Source organism: Dyella sp. (assembly GCF_051954575.1).
Classification (GTDB): domain Bacteria; phylum Pseudomonadota; class Gammaproteobacteria; order Xanthomonadales; family Rhodanobacteraceae; genus Dyella_B.
In genome coordinates, this window is record NZ_JBQCHP010000072.1 from 1 (window position 1) to 16,388 (window position 16,388).

17 protein-coding genes and 1 tRNA gene are annotated in these 16,388 nt (G+C 61.5%); 9 read left to right on the plus strand and 9 right to left on the minus strand.

What is annotated here, in order from left to right; all coding sequences use genetic code 11:
- The first annotated feature begins 352 nt into the window (after window positions 1-352).
- On the plus strand, window positions 353-526 hold the full coding sequence (locus tag ACTHNE_RS09505) for a DUF1328 domain-containing protein (protein WP_440269135.1): 174 nt from the start codon (window positions 353-355) through the stop codon (window positions 524-526).
- Window positions 527-587: 61 nt separating this feature from the next.
- Here the strand turns inward: ACTHNE_RS09505 and ACTHNE_RS09510 are convergent, their stop codons facing one another.
- Window positions 588-1,424, minus strand: a complete 837-nt coding sequence (locus ACTHNE_RS09510) for a class I SAM-dependent methyltransferase (protein WP_440269136.1) — start codon at window positions 1,422-1,424, stop codon at window positions 588-590.
- A 36-nt stretch (window positions 1,425-1,460) separates the two neighbouring features.
- Here ACTHNE_RS09510 and ACTHNE_RS09515 point away from each other — a divergent pair, with 36 nt between their 5' ends.
- A complete protein-coding gene (locus ACTHNE_RS09515) occupies window positions 1,461-1,925 on the plus strand; it encodes a GNAT family N-acetyltransferase (RefSeq protein ID WP_324940630.1) in 465 nt (154 codons plus the stop codon).
- Here ACTHNE_RS09515 and ACTHNE_RS09520 read toward each other — a convergent pair.
- The 5 genes from ACTHNE_RS09520 to ACTHNE_RS09540 form a co-directional block, all read right to left on the minus strand.
- On the minus strand, window positions 1,914-2,762 hold the full coding sequence (locus ACTHNE_RS09520) for a lysophospholipase (RefSeq protein ID WP_440269137.1): 849 nt from the start codon (window positions 2,760-2,762) through the stop codon (window positions 1,914-1,916). The genes ACTHNE_RS09515 and ACTHNE_RS09520 overlap by 12 nt on opposite strands.
- A 121-nt stretch (window positions 2,763-2,883) precedes the next feature.
- On the minus strand, window positions 2,884-3,633 hold the full coding sequence (locus ACTHNE_RS09525; protein ID WP_324940635.1) for a DUF4386 domain-containing protein: 750 nt from the start codon (window positions 3,631-3,633) through the stop codon (window positions 2,884-2,886).
- 81 nt (window positions 3,634-3,714) lie between these two features.
- Window positions 3,715-4,095, minus strand: a complete 381-nt coding sequence (locus ACTHNE_RS09530; RefSeq protein WP_440269138.1) for a hypothetical protein — start codon at window positions 4,093-4,095, stop codon at window positions 3,715-3,717.
- A gap of 1 nt (window position 4,096) precedes the next feature.
- Window positions 4,097-4,240 (minus strand): hypothetical protein, encoded by a 144-nt coding sequence (locus ACTHNE_RS09535; protein ID WP_324940639.1) that lies wholly within the window; start codon window positions 4,238-4,240, stop codon window positions 4,097-4,099.
- Window positions 4,241-4,316: 76 nt separating this feature from the next.
- Window positions 4,317-5,150, minus strand: coding sequence for a helix-turn-helix transcriptional regulator (locus tag ACTHNE_RS09540; RefSeq protein WP_324940641.1), 834 nt, complete (start codon window positions 5,148-5,150; stop codon window positions 4,317-4,319).
- 162 nt (window positions 5,151-5,312) lie between these two features.
- Here ACTHNE_RS09540 and ACTHNE_RS09545 point away from each other — a divergent pair, with 162 nt between their 5' ends.
- The gene (locus ACTHNE_RS09545; protein ID WP_440269139.1) at window positions 5,313-6,362 is read left to right on the plus strand and encodes an isocitrate lyase/PEP mutase family protein; all 1,050 of its coding nucleotides are present in this window, start codon (window positions 5,313-5,315) and stop codon (window positions 6,360-6,362) included.
- Window positions 6,359-7,285 (plus strand): transporter, encoded by a 927-nt coding sequence (locus tag ACTHNE_RS09550; protein ID WP_324940648.1) that lies wholly within the window; start codon window positions 6,359-6,361, stop codon window positions 7,283-7,285. Before ACTHNE_RS09545 ends, ACTHNE_RS09550 begins: the two co-directional genes overlap by 4 nt.
- 41 nt (window positions 7,286-7,326) lie before the next feature.
- On the opposite strand, the gene ACTHNE_RS09555 is transcribed toward ACTHNE_RS09550, so the two are convergent.
- A complete protein-coding gene (locus tag ACTHNE_RS09555) occupies window positions 7,327-9,123 on the minus strand; it encodes a right-handed parallel beta-helix repeat-containing protein (protein ID WP_440269140.1) in 1,797 nt (598 codons plus the stop codon).
- Window positions 9,124-9,462: 339 nt separating this feature from the next.
- Here ACTHNE_RS09555 and ACTHNE_RS09560 point away from each other — a divergent pair, with 339 nt between their 5' ends.
- The 4 genes from ACTHNE_RS09560 to ACTHNE_RS09575 all read left to right on the plus strand — a co-directional run bounded on the left by ACTHNE_RS09560 (window position 9,463) and on the right by ACTHNE_RS09575 (window position 13,865).
- Window positions 9,463-9,837, plus strand: a complete 375-nt coding sequence (locus ACTHNE_RS09560; protein WP_324940653.1) for a BlaI/MecI/CopY family transcriptional regulator — start codon at window positions 9,463-9,465, stop codon at window positions 9,835-9,837.
- On the plus strand, window positions 9,837-11,429 hold the full coding sequence (locus ACTHNE_RS09565; RefSeq protein ID WP_324940667.1) for a M56 family metallopeptidase: 1,593 nt from the start codon (window positions 9,837-9,839) through the stop codon (window positions 11,427-11,429). Before ACTHNE_RS09560 ends, ACTHNE_RS09565 begins: the two co-directional genes overlap by 1 nt.
- Before the next feature lie 152 nt (window positions 11,430-11,581).
- The gene (locus ACTHNE_RS09570) at window positions 11,582-12,688 is read left to right on the plus strand and encodes a hypothetical protein (protein WP_324940656.1); all 1,107 of its coding nucleotides are present in this window, start codon (window positions 11,582-11,584) and stop codon (window positions 12,686-12,688) included.
- Between the two features lie 172 nt (window positions 12,689-12,860).
- Window positions 12,861-13,865, plus strand: a complete 1,005-nt coding sequence (locus ACTHNE_RS09575) for a serine hydrolase domain-containing protein (RefSeq protein ID WP_440269141.1) — start codon at window positions 12,861-12,863, stop codon at window positions 13,863-13,865.
- 94 nt (window positions 13,866-13,959) lie between these two features.
- On the opposite strand, the gene ACTHNE_RS09580 is transcribed toward ACTHNE_RS09575, so the two are convergent.
- Complete coding sequence (locus ACTHNE_RS09580) at window positions 13,960-14,535, minus strand: TetR/AcrR family transcriptional regulator (protein WP_324940660.1); 576 nt, start codon at window positions 14,533-14,535, stop codon at window positions 13,960-13,962.
- A 257-nt stretch (window positions 14,536-14,792) separates the two neighbouring features.
- On the opposite strand from ACTHNE_RS09580, the gene ACTHNE_RS09585 reads away from it, so the two are divergent.
- On the plus strand, window positions 14,793-16,115 hold the full coding sequence (locus ACTHNE_RS09585) for an alpha/beta fold hydrolase (protein WP_440269142.1): 1,323 nt from the start codon (window positions 14,793-14,795) through the stop codon (window positions 16,113-16,115).
- 134 nt (window positions 16,116-16,249) lie between these two features.
- Here ACTHNE_RS09585 and ACTHNE_RS09590 read toward each other — a convergent pair.
- Window positions 16,250-16,326: transfer RNA gene (locus tag ACTHNE_RS09590), tRNA-Arg, on the minus strand.
- Between the last annotated feature and the right edge of the window lie 62 nt (window positions 16,327-16,388).

Genomic DNA, 16,388 nt, shown 5'->3' on the forward strand with positions numbered 1-16,388 from the left:
CAGCCCTGTCTGTCCGCATGCCGCAGGTACCCGTCTCGACGATGCGCCAGTCTGCCTTCGCCGATGGCCCTGTGGCCTGCGAACAGACAGGGCTGGTGACGACGGCGATACTTATTCAGTGTTGCCTTAAACGCAATCGGCCAATGCAGGCTCCATAGAACGACGCATTCATCACCAACATCGCCCGCTCCTGCACGCGCCACGCACACCCTTTGCGCAAGCCCTTCACCTGACTGAATCCCTCAAGCTTCCACGTACGCCGCGCGTACGTGCCGTTCACGAGCGCACTGATCGAATCACCCTGCCGAACGCATCACCGCGCCAGGCCATTTCGATTTGCATGGAGGTTGTCATGCTCTACTGGGCCGCCGTATTTTTTGTCATCGCCATCATCGCCGCCGTGTTCGGTTTCGGCGGCATCGCCGCCGGTGCGGCAGGTATCGCCAAGATACTGTTCGTGGTGTTCGTCATACTGTTCGTGTTGTCGCTGATCTTCGGCGGCATACGCAGGGGACCGCGTCCGTAAGAACGCAGCCCTTCGCCACAGCTCAAACCTGCCGCAGCACCAGCCGGTGCTGCGGCATTTTTCAATCCGCGGGGATGCTTTGAAACAAAACCGTCCGCTGCGCATCGCATGCGCCAGCTGGCTTCAGCCATGCTTCCTCGGCGACCACCGTCGTGCATGGGCCCAACGTGCAAAGGCGAATGACGCGTCCAGCCGCTTCGCGCCTGAGCGCATCCAGCACCGTGCGCAGGATGCCGCCGGTAAACGGCGTGTACAGATAGAACACGGTGCCGCCCGCAATATCGGCCTCGCGCACGTCCTGCGCGAAGAACTGCGCGTTGTGTACCTGCAACGCCTGCCCGCATTGACGGGCGCTCGCGACGTAGCTCGCTTGCAGCTCGATACCGACGCAGCGCGCATCGGTGCAAATGGCAGTGAGCAACGTGACGTGGCCGAGGCCAGCGCCCAGGTCCATCACCACATCGGCCTGCGTCGGCGATGCCTGTTCGATGAAATCGAAAATATGCCTTGCCGGCGTGGGTTGGTAGAACACCATCTCGGGCCCAAGCTCGATCGCATCCGACGGTTCCTGCAAATCCAGCACGCCACTGATGAGCGCATCGAGCGGACCGTAGCCCTTGCCGTTGTCGCTACTGCGCAGCGAAGCGGCCCATGCACGCAATGATCCGGCGCCTTTGCCGCGCCGGATATCCTCGCGCAGTGTTTGGAAGAGCTGCTGGTTGATCGCCTCCAGCTCGGCCAGCAAGGCTTCACCGTGGGTGGACGACGGCAACAGGCCATGCACAAGCGCGCTTTCCAGTTGATCCAATACTTCGATGCGCCGCCCCAGTTGCTGCGGGTCGCGCAAGGATCGATCCTGTAGCCATGCGTCGAGTCGCGCGTTCCAGCCTTGGGTCATGATGTCTCAACGTTCTTTCGCAACAAGGAAAAAAGCATGGGCCAACCGCTCACCGTCCGAACCCTGATGGAGACGGATTTCGATGCCTGGCTGCCATTATGGGACGGTTACAACGCCTTCTACGGACGAACCGGCGCCACCGCCTTGCCGGCACAGATCACGCAGACGACATGGCGGCGCTTCTTCGACGCCTACGAACCCGTGCACGCGCTGGTGGCCGAACGCGATGGCGAACTGCTTGGCCTGGCGCATTATCTGTTTCATCGCAGCACTATCCAGTTGGCACCGAGCTGCTACCTGCAGGATCTTTTCACCCCGCCGTCCGCGCGCAGCATGGGCGTGGGTCGTGCATTGATCGAGGCGGTTTACCGGATTGCGGCGGACGCCGGCTGCCCGCGCGTGTACTGGCAGACGCACGAAACCAACACCACCGCGATGCGGCTTTACGACACGCTGGCGGAGAAGTCCGGCTTCGTCGTGTACCGCCATCTACTTCCCTGAGATCGACGGCAAGCGCCGCAGCCATTCGGCAAGCTGCGCCAGCACCTGGTGCCGGCCGGTCTCGGCTTCGTTGAAGAGCTCGTGGAACAAGGTATCGAAGAAGCGGCTGGTGAGCTGGTGGGTGGCCCATGCACCGTTGGCGAAGTCGCGGCTGCCAGACGGATCCACCAGGCGATCGCTGCCGGCCGCCAGCAACAAGCTGGGCACGCGCAGGCGCCATGCATCGGCGATGCTTGATGCACCGGCGCGAAAAATGAAGTCGGCCAGGCGCGGCGTGATCCAGCCGGTGCGCAAGGGATCGGTGCGGTACTCCTCCACCACACTTGTATCGTGCGACAGCGCTTCCACCGGCAGGCCGTTGCGCAATGGCAAGTTCGGCAATACGCGCGCCAGCACAGCCGCCAGCCGGCGCATCCAGGGCGGTTCGAACGAGCGCAAGGCCGGCGAAGAAAGCACCAGCCCCGAAGGTTCGACGCGCCCATCCAGCACCGCGCGCAGCGCGACCAGCCCGCCCATGCTGTGCCCGAGCAACAGCGGATGCCTGCCGGAGTGGATGGCGTAGTTTTCGTAGACGGCGGTGAGATCCTTCAGCAGGTCGTCGCTGTGCCGCAGGGCGCCGCGCCGGCCCGGCGTGCGGCCATGTCCGCGCTGGTCGTAGCTGCGAACGGTGTAGCCGTGGCTGACGAACCATTTGGCCAGTGCGTCGTAACGCCCGCTGTGTTCGCCCAGCCCGTGCACGATCAACACTGCGCTATGCGTGGCGCGGCCGGACCAGTCGCGCAAGAACAGCTGCTGGCCATCGGCCATGGTCAGCCATGTCGTACCGCCCCCGGTCATGGCATCTCCCGCCATCGACACGGGCGTCGCCTGTCGCCCCATAACCGCTCCCCCTGTTGGCTTGCGTACCTTACGCCTAGCATGGCTGGCGTGAGAACTCCCCACCGCAGGTACGCGCGCGTCATGGCGCCCACTGCGCCGTACGCGGGTCGGCCGCCCACGCGCGCCATGCCTGGACGTTCAAGCCGACGATGGCCAGCCATAGCGCCAGCGACGCTTCGCCCGGCAAGCAAGGAAACAGCAGATACGGCAACAGCGATGCCTGCAGCGATGGCGCAATGAAACTGATCAAGCCATCAGCGAAATAGCAGAATCCGGAAACGCCCAGCAGCAGCCCGATCAGGCGCGGCAGGAAACCGGAGCGGAAAATCAGGTAGCCGGCCAGCATTTCATCGACGCCATAGAACACGAACGAGATCAGCAATCCCGTGTCCTGCAACTGCACCGAAAGATACGAAAGCGCCTGCAACTGCTGCGGATTGAATGCCGCCATCGCTCCGCTTTCGGCGGCGAGTTTCAGCGGCACGTAGGCATTGACCATGTCGAGCGCTTCGATGGCCGTGCCGACCAACCCGCAAGCCATCGCCATGATCGCGACCACGCCATTGACGCGCCGGAACAGCATGAAGCTGATGACTTCGTCGGGCACGTTGCACAACAGCAGGATAATGTGCGCGGTAAATCCCATGCGGAACAGTGTTTCGTGCGCGGCGATGTTGTGCACCGTCGCCGCGGCGTCGCCCGGCACGATCAGCAGGCTGCGCACGTAGCCGATGTCGAATCCACCGGCCACGATCCCGATCAGGGAAACGATGCCGACGATTCTGGCCAGCACGAGCGGAGAGAACCGCTCCAGATCGGAATTCGACATGGCACTCCTGGCGAAAAGCCTTCCTGCCCTCCACCATGCGCCCGTCGGCGGGGATTTTCCCCGTGCCGGAAGTACTCCCGCTCAGTGCCGGGAATCGGCCTTGGGCAGTTGCAGTGCCAGGCCCTGGCCAAGCTCGTATCGGTCCACGCCGGCGGCCGCGGTTTCGCCGCGCTCGTGCACGCTCACGCGCCGGTCCTTGGTGATCACCCATAGGTCGGCATTGAGGCGATAGATAAGCTCCGCCTGGGTGCGTGCCGCCCGGTAGGCGCCGAGGCGCTTCTCCAGGTTGAACACGCGATCGACCACCATGCATTTGTCGCGCTCGCTGTAATGCTGTTGCAGCAGCGTCTGCACCCGGCTGGCGATGGCGTCCGGCGCCGTTACGTGAGTAGCGGCGCCGGACGCAAGCCGGCAGGCGCCAAGCATGCACATGATCACGACAAGGCGCGTGCCGGCGGTCACATTACGCTCCTCCCTTGGTGTTGGCTTCGCGCAGTTTTTCCGCGCATTCCTCGCAGCACACTTCCACCACCCGACCACCGATGGTGACCTTGATGGCGTTCTCGTCCAGTGCGTAATCGCACGCGGCGCAGGTTTTCTCGCTCATGGGATGTCTCCTTTGGTAACCCGTCAACGGGCACCATCAGGAGACCATTCGCAGCCGGGCTGCGCTGTCGAATTCTTTAGGTGTTTGCTTGCGAGGAGCGACGAAACTCGGCCGGCGAGCGTCCGTAGGCCTGGCGGAAGGCGCTGGTGAAATGGCTGTGGCTGGAAAAGCCCAGCTCAGCCGCCAGGGCCGAGAGATCGTCGTACTGCGCGATGGCATCGAGCGCTCGCGCCAGGCGCAATTGCAACTGGTAGCGATACAACGGCATCCCCTCGACCTGCCGGAACACCTGAGTGAGATACACCGGCGAGCTGCCGATTTCCTTGCCGATCTCGGCCAGCGTCCAGCGCCGCGACAGATCGCTGGACAGCAACACCTTCACGCGATCGGCCAGCCGCTGGCGCGCATGCGTGGAGGCCGGTTGCCTGGACGTGCGCGGCCCCAGGCTGCGGCATACCAAGGTAAGCACCAGTGCCTCGGCTTCCAGCGGCTCGATACTGCCGTTGTCCAGGCTATGGCGCAGCAACGCCACCAGCGCCTGCGCGCGGGCGTCGATGCAATGGGATTGCGTGCGAAAGGCAACGTCGCCCTGCCCCTGCAACAAGGCCTTCGGGGCCAGCTCGGCGAGCAGGCCCGGGGTCAGATCCAAAGACAGGCAGGAGTCGCCGCCATCCACCGGATGGCTGACCTGGTAGCCCTCCTGCGCGTTGAAAAACAGCACGTGGTTGGCGTCCGCCACGGCCTGGTCCGTACCCAGGTGGCGCATGTAGAGGCCACGATAGGGAAACACCAGTTGCGTGCTCGAGGCGCATTCTTCCGTACTGCGATGGCGGCAGGTGCCGCTGCAGTGGACGGTTCGCAGCGTCAACGATTCGGTCGACAGCAGCAGCTTGGACGTAAGCGTGGACATGGCGCGCTGGCGATGTCTTGGCGGAAGGTGCGCGCCAGCTTAGCAAGTCCGCTGTGGGAAGACCTGTGCCAGGACGATGGCTAAAGATTCTGACAGCGCGGCGGGGCCACCCAATGGTCTGCTTCACACACCCGGCGTCGGGTGAAAACACAGGCCAGGATCATGCACCGCGAACAGAGAATACGTGCCGAGCTTTTCCATCAACTGCATGCCGGCCCGGCGCCGCTGATGCTGCCCAATGCCTGGGATGCCGCCAGCGCCCGGGTGATCGAAAACGCAGGCGCCAAGGCGATTGCCACCACCAGCGCCGGCATGGCGTGGGCGCTGGGCTATCCCGATGGCGAGCAATCGCCGGTGCAGGAGCTGCTGGCGGCGTGCCGGCGCATCTGCCAGGTGGTCACCGCGCCGGTCAGCGTCGATATCGAGCGCGGCTATGGCCGCGATGCGCAAGACACCGGCGGCTTGGTCGGCGCGCTGATCCAGTTGGGCGTGGTGGGCATCAATATCGAAGACGGCACCGAGCCCGGCATGCAAACGCTGGCGCACCCGAGCGTACTGTGCAAGCGCATCGCCTGCGTGCGGGCTATCGCGCAACATCACGACTTGCCGTTTTTCATCAACGCGCGCATCGATACGTACCTGAGCAACCTGCCGCCGGAAGCGCGCCTGGAAGAAACCCGCAGGCGCGCACTGGCCTATGTCGACGCCGGCGCCGATGGCATCTTCGTTCCCGGCCTGGCCAATGCCGATGAGATCGCAACGCTCGCGCGAGTGCTGCCGGTACCGCTCAACGTCTACGCGGGTTATCCCCGCGCACCCGAGTCGCATGCGCTTCAACAATTGGGCGTGCGACGCATCAGCCTGGGCTGCGGCCCGATGCAGGCCACGCTGGCGCATCTTGGCGCCATCGCAGCGGAGGCGCTCGATGACGGGCGTTACGAGACGATGGGCAAGCGCATGCTGACCCCGGCCGAAGCGAATGGATTGTTCCGTTCCGTCGCACATACGGCGGAGCAAACGCGCGATGTGCCTTATGTCGGCATGGGCGATGGCCCGGTCGCCCAGCTAGTGGCCCGGCAGCGCCGCGCGCCGCTGCGCGAGATCGAATTGACCACGCGCAACAGCAACGCCACAGAACGCGCTCCGGCATGGCGGCGCCTGGTCGCATCCATGTTCGGCGACCGCGCGACGGCGAAGGCTGGTAGCCCATGATGCGCAAGCTTGCGCACGCGATGGCGTGGCTGGTGGTTGGGGCAGTGGCGCATGCAATGCCGGACACCGCTCGCCAATCGCTGGACGACGCATGGTGGACCGGCCCGATGATGGCCAATTCGGCCGCCGCCTTGCCGCAAGGCCATTTCCTGATTGAACCCTATCTGTACGACGTGCGTTCACCGCACATGGATAGCTTCGGTTCGCTCACCTACATGGAGTACGGCCTGACCAACCGGCTGATGGTCGGCATGATCCCGACCTTCGGCTACAACCGCACGGCAGATGGCCTGCACAGCAGCGGCATCGACAGCGGCGATCTGAGCGTGCTGGCGCAATACAGCCTCAGGTCGTTCCACGAAGGCAGCGCCATGCCGGCGATGGCGTTGATGGTGCAGGAGACGCTTCCGACCGGCCGCTACGATCAACTCAATCATCCAGCCGTGGATGCGCAAGGCAGCGGCGCGTACACCACCACGGTGCAGATGAATACGCAAACCTATTTCTGGTTGCCGGATGGACGCATCCTGCGCATGCGTTTCAATGTGGGTGGTTCCATTTCGCGCACAACCCAAGTCAATGGACTCAGCGTTTACGGCACGCCCGCGGGTTTTCACGGCAGGGCCAGGCCGGGCAACGCGCTAGGCGTCAATGCGGCATGGGAATACAGCATGACGCAGCACTGGGTACTGGCGTTGGATCTCTCGTATCGCTATGCGCGTGGCGCGCGAGTGGAAGGGGTTGCGAATGCGGTGCCGCTCGCCTACCGCTCACGCTCAAGCGCGTATTTCGGCTTCGCGCCCGCCATCGAATACAACTGGCGCAACAACCTCGGCGTGCTGGTCGGCGTGCGCGTATTCACCGGCGGCCACAATAGCCCAACCACAATCACACCGGCGATCGCGCTGAATTATGTGCATTGACGTCGCCCCGGCGTAAACCGGGGCGCAGCGCCGTTACGGCATCAGTTCTGATACGCCCCGCGATCGATCAGGCCGCTACTGGTGGTGCGCGACGAGCCCGCGTAGTCATACACCCCTTCCGCCGCCAAGCCGAGATTCACGCCCGTATTGATGGCCGGCGAACCTGCGGAGAGCTGCAGGTCGGGTGTCGTGGCGCTCCTGAACAGCGGATCGGCAAGCAGGCCGTTGGTTTCGTTCTTGCTCGCCTGTTGGAAACTGCCCAGGTCGGTATACGTAGTGTTGTTCCATATCCAATACGCCGACGCGCCCGCGTCGCTGGTATAGAACAGATCGTTTTTCAGTGTGACCGGTGCCGTGCTGGACGCGACGAAGCTGTTCACCAGCAATCCCTGGCCGTTGGCATACAGAATGTTGTTGGCGAACAGATTGTTGCTGGCGTTGTACTGCACCTGGAATTCGCCGCTGCCCGTCAGCAACGCATCGTTCTGGAACAGCGTGTTGTTGACGATCGTGCAATGGCTGGTTCCGCCGACCGAGGCCTTGTAGCCGCCGATGGAAATGCCCGCGATATTGCTGTAAAGCACCAGATTGTTGCGCGCAGTCACATAGCTGGTGACGCGACCGTAATGCTCGCTGGCCAGCTCGATGCCGAGATCCGCCGCCTGCACGTTGTTCCATTCGATGGTGATCTGCGTGCCGCCATCCACGTAGATGCCATCGGCGCTAGGCTGGTTGTTATACGCGGGATTGCTCGCAGAAGAAATGTTGTAGACGGTATTGCCCGCGATCCAGCCGTTGCGCGCCTGATCCAGGCTGCTGTTGGGCGCAGTTCCCTCGAAACCGATCGCCACGATGCCGATATTGTTGTTGTCGTGCACCTTGTTGTTGGTCACCTGCCAGTTCTGCACGTTACCGTTGACGGACAGCGATTCGCTGTAGCCGAGCGTCAAGTGATCCAGCTCGTTGTCATCGATGATCAGGTTGCTGATCGGCGTGGTCGCATTACCGTATACGGCCAATCCGAACGCATCGCCGGACGAGGTCTTCACCGTGGTCACGATGTTGTGGATGTGATTGTTGCGAATCTCGATGTGGTTGCCCGAGCCCACCACATAGATGCCCAGCGGCACCAGGCTCGAGGAATTGGAGGTGTAGTTCTGCAACTGCAAGCCGACCACGCGCACGTAGCTCACGTTCTGCAACGTCACCAACCCCTGCTGCCCTTGCGGTATGCCGAGCCCGGTACCGTCGATGGTGGCGGTCTGCCCCGGCGCGGAGGTCAAGGTGATATAGCCTGCCGTAGCAGAGCCCGAATGCGTGATCGTCACCAGTTCGTTATAGGTGCCACCGGCCACTTGCACCGTGGCGCCCGCGGGCACCGCATTCATCGCGTGCTGAATCGTCCGCCACGGCGCCGTGGCGCTGCCATTCGCGCTGTCGCTACCGGTGGTCGCCACGTAATACATGGCCCCGCTATACGTCGACGCCGCCACTGCCACCGCCGCTGCCCCATTCGCCAACGGCGCGGCTTCGGCCTGCGCCGTCACCGTCGCCGTGAACGAGGCCGGCGCACCCGCCGGCGCGGTATAGACGCCGCTGGTGGAAATCGTACCCAGGCTCGGCGCACCACCCGGCACGCCATTCACCAGCCAGGTAACGTTCTGATCGGTACTGCCCGACACCGTGGCCGAGAACTGCTGCGTGCCATTGGCAGGCAATGAAACTTGCGTGGGCGATACCGCCACGGTAACTGCAGCGCTTGCAGGCGTCGCCGCTGCAAAAGCGGACGACATCGCGGCGACCAGGGCGACCGCCCGTACTACGGAGAACGTGCGCATGCTTTCTTCGTCCTTACGAAAGGGAGAGGGATCTGGGGGTTTAAAGTGCCAGCGGTATCGAGCGCACTATGGAATATGTCGATGCTGCGAGCTGCGATGGTCTTCGCAATTGACGGGATACGTGCGAATCGAGCGCGATTGCAATGGATGAAGTTAATGTGACAACTGCGCATATCTTCGCGTCGAATATTTGCGAAGACCAATCGATCCGTCGGCAGCTTTTGCGGCTTCCGCTCTAGGCCGACCTACGCGCAACAGCCATCGATGAACTATCTCCATAGTTGACAAGCCGGAAAGTCCCGAGTATCTACTACGCCCATAGTTGCCAGGGGCTGCGCCTTGAAGATATCTCTTACCGACCGCGAAGCGGATGTCATGCAGGTACTCTGGGATCACGGGCCCTCGCTGGTTGCCGAAGTACGTGAGCGATTGAGCGATGAGCTCGCCTACACGACAGTGCTCACCGTGCTGCGTACGCTCGAGAGTAAAGGCTATGTCGGACATGAAGAAGAAGGGCGCGGGCATCGCTACTTCGCCAGCATCAAGCAGCAGGCTGCGCGCAAGAACGCGGTGCAGCACCTGACCGAGAAGCTGTTCAAGGGATCGACCGAGCTGCTCTTTTCACATCTTGTGTCGGAACAGAAGCTCAGCCCCGAGCAGATACGTCGCATGCAGCAGCTGTTGGCCGAGCGTTCCGACAAGGGGACGCCGTGATGATTGCCTGGATGGTGTATGCCGTCCTGGTGACACTCGCGCTGTGCGCAGCGGCGCTCGCAGCAGAACGCGCGGCCAAGGTTCGCCGGACGACGACGCGATGGGTATGGACCGCATCGCTGGCCGGCTCGCTGCTGCTGCCGACGGTGATTGCCACCGCATCGATTCGCCTCCCCCACGCTCTCAAGCCTGACGTTGCGCCAACGTCGATCGCCCTGCGCAATACGACGTCGGTACCGATGCCGCCCATGCTGCTTGGCCTGGAAGACACACAGGCGGGCGCGACACCTGTTCACGCCGATACGCTGATGCGCGGCATATGGGAAGCGGCCTGCGCGCTGATGATTCTGATCGTCACCTTGAATTCCGTGCTACTGCATCGGCGAAAGCGCGGCTGGCGCGAAGAATATTTGTTCGATGAACGTGTCCTGGTTGCACCGGATGCGGGGCCGGCCGTAGCCGGTCTGCTGCGTTCACGCATCGTCGTGCCGGCATGGCTGCTGCAAGCAAGCGAGGAACAACAGCGATGCGCGATCGCCCATGAGCGCTCGCATCTGGATGCGCGCGATCCGCAGCTGGTCGCCCTCGCGTTGGCTCTAGTGGCACTGATGCCTTGGAATCTCTTGCTGTGGTGGCAGTTCCATCGCTTGCGGCGCGCCATCGAGCTGGACTGTGACGCACGTATCCTGCAGTGCGGGCATGACGTCGGAACTTATTGCGAAGCGCTGATCCATGTGGGGCAGCAACAGTCGAGCCGCGTCGGTCTGGTACCGGCGATGTCCGATTCCGTATCGTTCCTGGAACTGCGTATCAGGCACATGCTGTACAAGCCGAAAAAATGGGCAAGTGCTTCGGTGGCGGCGTTGGTATTCATCGCGCTTGGCATGACGGCCTTCGCGGCGCAGGTAACGCCACCTGGCATCGTGTTGAACAACGACACGCTCGATCGCTACACCGGCTATTACCAGATCAGTCCCATTTCGCTCATTACCGTGACGCGTGCCGGCAACGGTCTCACCGTCAGGGTCAGCGGGCAGATCGGAGTACCGAAGCCATTCCATCTCGCTCCGCTCGACGAGACCCGGTTCGCCGTGGAAGGCGTGAACCCACTGGGGGTGATGCGTTTCCCTGGGGAAAAACCTCTGGATGCCACGGTGCATTTCATCACGGACGCCAATGGGCATGCCCTGCGGCTGGTCGCCAATCAGAACGGTCGCGTCATCTTGGACCAGCCGCGCATCGACAAGACCGCCGCTGACAGGATTAGTGACGCACTTGCAGCCCGCATCAAGGCGCAGAAACCATTTCCCGGCAGCGAGAAAGCGTTGCAGTTGTTCCTCAGCGATCCCGGCAGCGGCGCAGGCATGAGTGACGGTCTGGCCAGGGTACGTGCCCATAACAAGGCGTCGAGAGAGAAATTCCTCGCCGAGCTTGGACCGGTCGAATCCTACACTTTCACGGGCGTGACCAAGTTCGGCTCGGACCGTTATCTCGTCAAACGCCAGCACGATACGGAAACGGTGTTGTTGGTGGTCGATGAGGATGGAACCCTGGCGAGCGCCTTCCAATACACAGGAACCCGTACGTGGTGAGTGCCTGCCTATACAACTCAAGTCCGCTTCACTTCTTTCGATAGTCCTAGCCCCGCAGGACTGATAGCAATGCGCCTCATCCCATTCACTGTGGCCATTAGGGATGGCCGCAACAACATCTTCGCGCCCGCTTTCCCATCAGGAGTGATGATATGCAACGTACAGCGCCACGCTACCCCATTTTTCCGCGGATCAGTGCCGGGCTTCTTGTGGCAGCCTGGATCGGTTTCAGCTTCCTGTCTGTGCACGCTGCCGGCCTGAAGCCTGGCACTCATGCAGGCACGTTACAGGGCGCGCTCTATCGCATCGACATTCCGGCCCACTGGAATGGCGATCTGGTCATGGTGATGCATGGTTACCAACCCGTAGGCGCTCCGATTAAAACGCCCATGACCGCAGCCGATGCCACGCCTGTTTTTCTCAAGCTGGGCTACGCCGTGGCGCAGAGCGAGTACGTATCGCAAGGTTGGGCGGTGAGCGATGCCATCGTCGACAACGAGCGCCTTCGGCAATATTTCGTCCGCACATTTGCGCATCCAGCACACACCTATATTTATGGTTTCTCGCTGGGTGGCCTGGAAACGGCGGCGAGTATCGAGCGCTATCGGCACGCCTACACGGGCGCACTGATCACATGCGGCGTCACTGTCTCGACACCTGAATTCATGGCGCGGGCCGTCGTGACGCCATTGGTGGCCTTCGATGCACTGATCCCCGGGGTGTTGCCGGATCTTGCTACTCCCAACTCACCGCCCTTCATTCCTCCGGCCGTCTTCGCCAAGGCGTTACAAGAGCATCCGAACGAAGCGGCCATACTGGAAAAGCGTCTACAGGAAACCCCCGAAACGCTGCCAACGCTGTCGCTCTATTACATGGGACTGCGCGAGCTGGAGCGTCGGGCAGGCGGCATGCCGGTGGATAACCGCAACACGATCTATCACGGCTTCGGCGACGACGATGCCTTCAACCGTCGAGTACATCGTTATACCGGCTCGGCCGCTGCCATGGCTTACGCCCAGCGCAACGTGACATTGAGCGGCCAGATCGACACGCCGCTGGTGATGCAGTGGAATGCCTTCGACCCAACCGTTCCTTCACGATTTCATTCCGTCTATCCCGACCAGATCCGTGCGGCGGGTAACGGCAAGTTGCTGACCGTGCTCGCACCGGTCGGCGATGGACACTGCAACTTCACTGACGCGCAGACCGCTGCGGCATTCGAGGCGCTCGTGAACAAGGCAAGCCTTGGAACGCATTGATCTAGTCGGCGCCTGAAATGCGTGCCAGCGCAGCCGTAATTTGGAGATACAACATATGCATCTAGCCTCTGTTCATTTAGCTCGCTGTCTTGCTGTCGTATTTCTAATGGGGCTTGCGGCGCCCATCCATGCCCGGTCCGATAGCGGCCCGACGGATGCCAAAGATCCTGCTTTGGCACGGCTCGACAACTTTGCCTCGGATTTGAGCCGACAAGGCACGTTCTCCGGTGTGGTCCTGGTCGCCAGGCATGGGCACGTCTTGTTCGAAAAGGCATATGGAAAACGTGACGCCAAGCATGATGAGCCAAACACAATAGATACGCGCTTCAACCTCGCTTCGGCCGGCAAGATGTTCACCAGCGTGGCAGTGTTGCAGCAAATTGCCGCTGGGCGGCTGTCGCTGGACACCCATGTCGGTGACGTGTTGAAGGATTATCCGAACCGGAACTTTGCCGACACCGTCACCGTCCGCGAGCTGTTGACGCATACCAGCGGAGCAGATGATGTCCCGTTGCTGGGGAATGAAAATGCGGCCAATCGCGCGCGCATACATAGCGTCGCCGATATGGTCGCGTTGGAAAGCCATCAACCGCCCGCCTTCCCACCAGGCACGAAGCAGGTCTACAGCAATTTCGGATTCGTCGTTCTCGGTCGCATGGTTGAAGTCGTCTCTGGAGAGGATTTCCAGAGTTACCTGCGCCGCCATATCTTCGAACCCGCCGGCATGACGCACACCGGCTTTATCGACTGCACAACACCTGATCCAAAGCTCGCCGTTGGCTACACCATCGACAATGGCAAACTGGTATTCAACTGCGAAACCTTGCGCGGATTTCCAGCCGGCGACGAAGCATCCACGATTGGCGACATGTATCGCTTCGTCCAAGCATTGCAGTCGGGCAAGCTCATTCCACCAGCGCTATTTGCACAGGCAACCAAGACCTATCGCCAGTTCATGGGTCTTGGCTTTTTCGCGACCGATTACGGCCCCGGTCATCTCGAGCGCGACTTTCGCTGGGGGCATGGCGGCAGCGCCGGTGGCGTTTGCACCGATGTGCGCACTTACCCGCACACCGGCGAAACCGTCATCGTGCTCAGCAACGTTAGCCCGCCAGCGTGCTTCCCCGTCGCGAATTTTCTCCATCAGGACCATGCCAAAGCGCATCAAAAACATTGACGAATTCAAGGATACCTATCCCATCAGTATCATCGCCACTATCGATCCACTGCCAAACTCCGCCGGTAGTACAGCATCCGAAAAGCAGGCGCGACTAGACCGAGCCGCGGGCGGATTTTTTTGTGAGCGCCATCAACGCATCCATCGACCGCACAAAGGCGCCAGCGTCGGCGGTTGCCGCCTGAAGAATAAGCGCGCCCTGTAAACCGGCAACCCAATCTTCAGCGAAGTTTTTGGCACGTGCCGGTGGCATGCCGCTTTCATGGGCCAAGATAGCAATGGCCTCGATCCAATGACCAAATGCCATGCGCAGACCCTGTCGGCCATCCGGGCCAAGTTGCGAACTCGCCAATTGGCCGAGTACGCACAGTGTGCGCCCACCCGCATACCTGTGATTGAGGACGGCAATGATCTTCTGTATACGCGTTTTCAATGATCCGGGAGCGCGCGCCATGCCGAGAATTTCGGTGTCGATCACGGCGGTTGCCCGATCGAGAACCGCCTCGGCCATCTGAATTTTTCCGTCAGGGAAATAGTGGTAGAGGCTGGATTTCCCGAGCCCGGTCGCACGCGACAGGTCGGCCATGGAGGCGCCGTCGAAGCCAAGGTCGCGGAATACCGTGAACAACCGGTCAACGATCTCTTCTCTGGTGGTCAAGGCAGCGGGCATAAGGGCCTACCTACGGAACATTCGGTACAGGGATATTACCAGCGGGGAATTCAGCATGCTTTCCTTGACAAGTTCCCTTGGCCAGGAGCATTGTACCGATCGTTCGGTACACATCGTTCCGCTGAAACGTCCCGCCTGGAGAAATCCCCATGTCCCAGCTTCGTCCGACTTATCAAACCGTCTCCGTCTCCGATCGCCGCACCGGAACCGCGCTCAATATCTTTTATCGCGCCGCCGGGCGCGAAGATGCACCCGTCGTGCTGTTGCTGCATGGCTTTCCGACTTCGAGCCACCAGTACCGCAGCTTGATCGAACGCCTCGCCGACAAATATCGCGTGATAGCACCCGACCTACCTGGATTCGGCTTCTCGGATGCGCCCGAAGCCAAGCGCTTTGGTTATACGTTCGATCATCTCGCCGAAGTCATCGCCGGATTCACCGATGCCATCGGGCTAATAAGCTACGCGCTTTACATTTTCGATTATGGCGCGCCGGTTGGTTTCCGGCTTGCTGCGGCTCGCCCCGAACGCGTTTTGGCGTTGATCTCGCAGAACGGCAACGCTTATGAAGAAGGCCTCAGTGACGGCTGGAATCCCATCCGCACCTACTGGCAAGATCCCACCGAAGAAAACCGTGCCAACCTGCGTGCGCTTCTGAAATCCGAAACAACGTATTTCCAGTACAGCCATGGTGAGGCCGACGCTGCATTGATCGCGCCTGAAAGCTATACGCTGGATCAGCACTTTCTCGATCGGGCCGGCAGCGATGAAGTCCAGCTGGACCTGTTCGGCGACTACAAGACCAACGTCGCCAATTATCCCAAGTTTCACGACTATTTCCGTACCCATCGCCCGCCGACACTGGCGGTTTGGGGCAAGCACGACCCCTTCTTTCTGCCGGCGGGTGCGGAAGCGTTTCGTCGAGATATACCGGACGCCGAAGTTCATTTCATCGACGCTGGGCACTTCCCGCTCGAAACGCATCTGGACGAAGTTGCCGGCATCATCCGCAGCTTCCTCGCACGCAAGGTGGACACGGAGCATGGCAGCGCCTTGTTTGGCACTCTCGGTCCTGCGTCAGTGCCAACTGAGGCCGAGGAGATGCTCGATGGCATGACCGGCATCTTCGGCTTTGTGCCCAATCTCGCTTACGCGCTGGCGGTGGAACCGGCGGTATTGGAAGCCTATGCAACCCTGTTGCAGTCCTTGGGCAAGACCTCGCTCGATCCCATTGCCCAACAGGTCGCCATGGTTGCGGCAAGCCGTGCAAACGCTGCCGATTACGGCATCGCCGTGCACTCGACATGGGCGGCCAAGCTCGGGGCGCCGGCAGCGGTCGTCAAAGCGCTTCGCCATGGCGGTTCACTGGAAGATCCCAGGCTCGAGGCTGTTCGCCGCTTTGCCGACGCCATCGCATCAAATCGCACGCAAGTCTCCGATAGCGATATCAAAGCCTTGAAGGCGGCAGGCCTGGATAGTCGCGCTGCGGTATCCATTGCCATGGCTACCGCAGCGAAGGTACTCGTCAATGCGTTGGCGCACTTGTCTCAAGCGGATATCGACGAGGGTTTTCGCCAATAGTGGTGACGCATGGGGTGGCGGTGTATCACCAAAGGCCTGCATGTGCGGCGGCATGTTGCGATCCCATATGTTCTGGGCAGTGATCGACGCAGGTGAAATGCAGGCCGCACGCCAGGACAACGATGGATCGTCAATGGCGCGCCCGGAGGGATTCGAACCCCCGACCAATGGCTTCGGAAGCCACTACTCTATCCGGCTGAGCTACGGGCGCGTGGTGAGCGCTGGCGCGGGTGATCCGGTGGGATGGGCGCCGAGCGGAGGTGGAGTATAGCG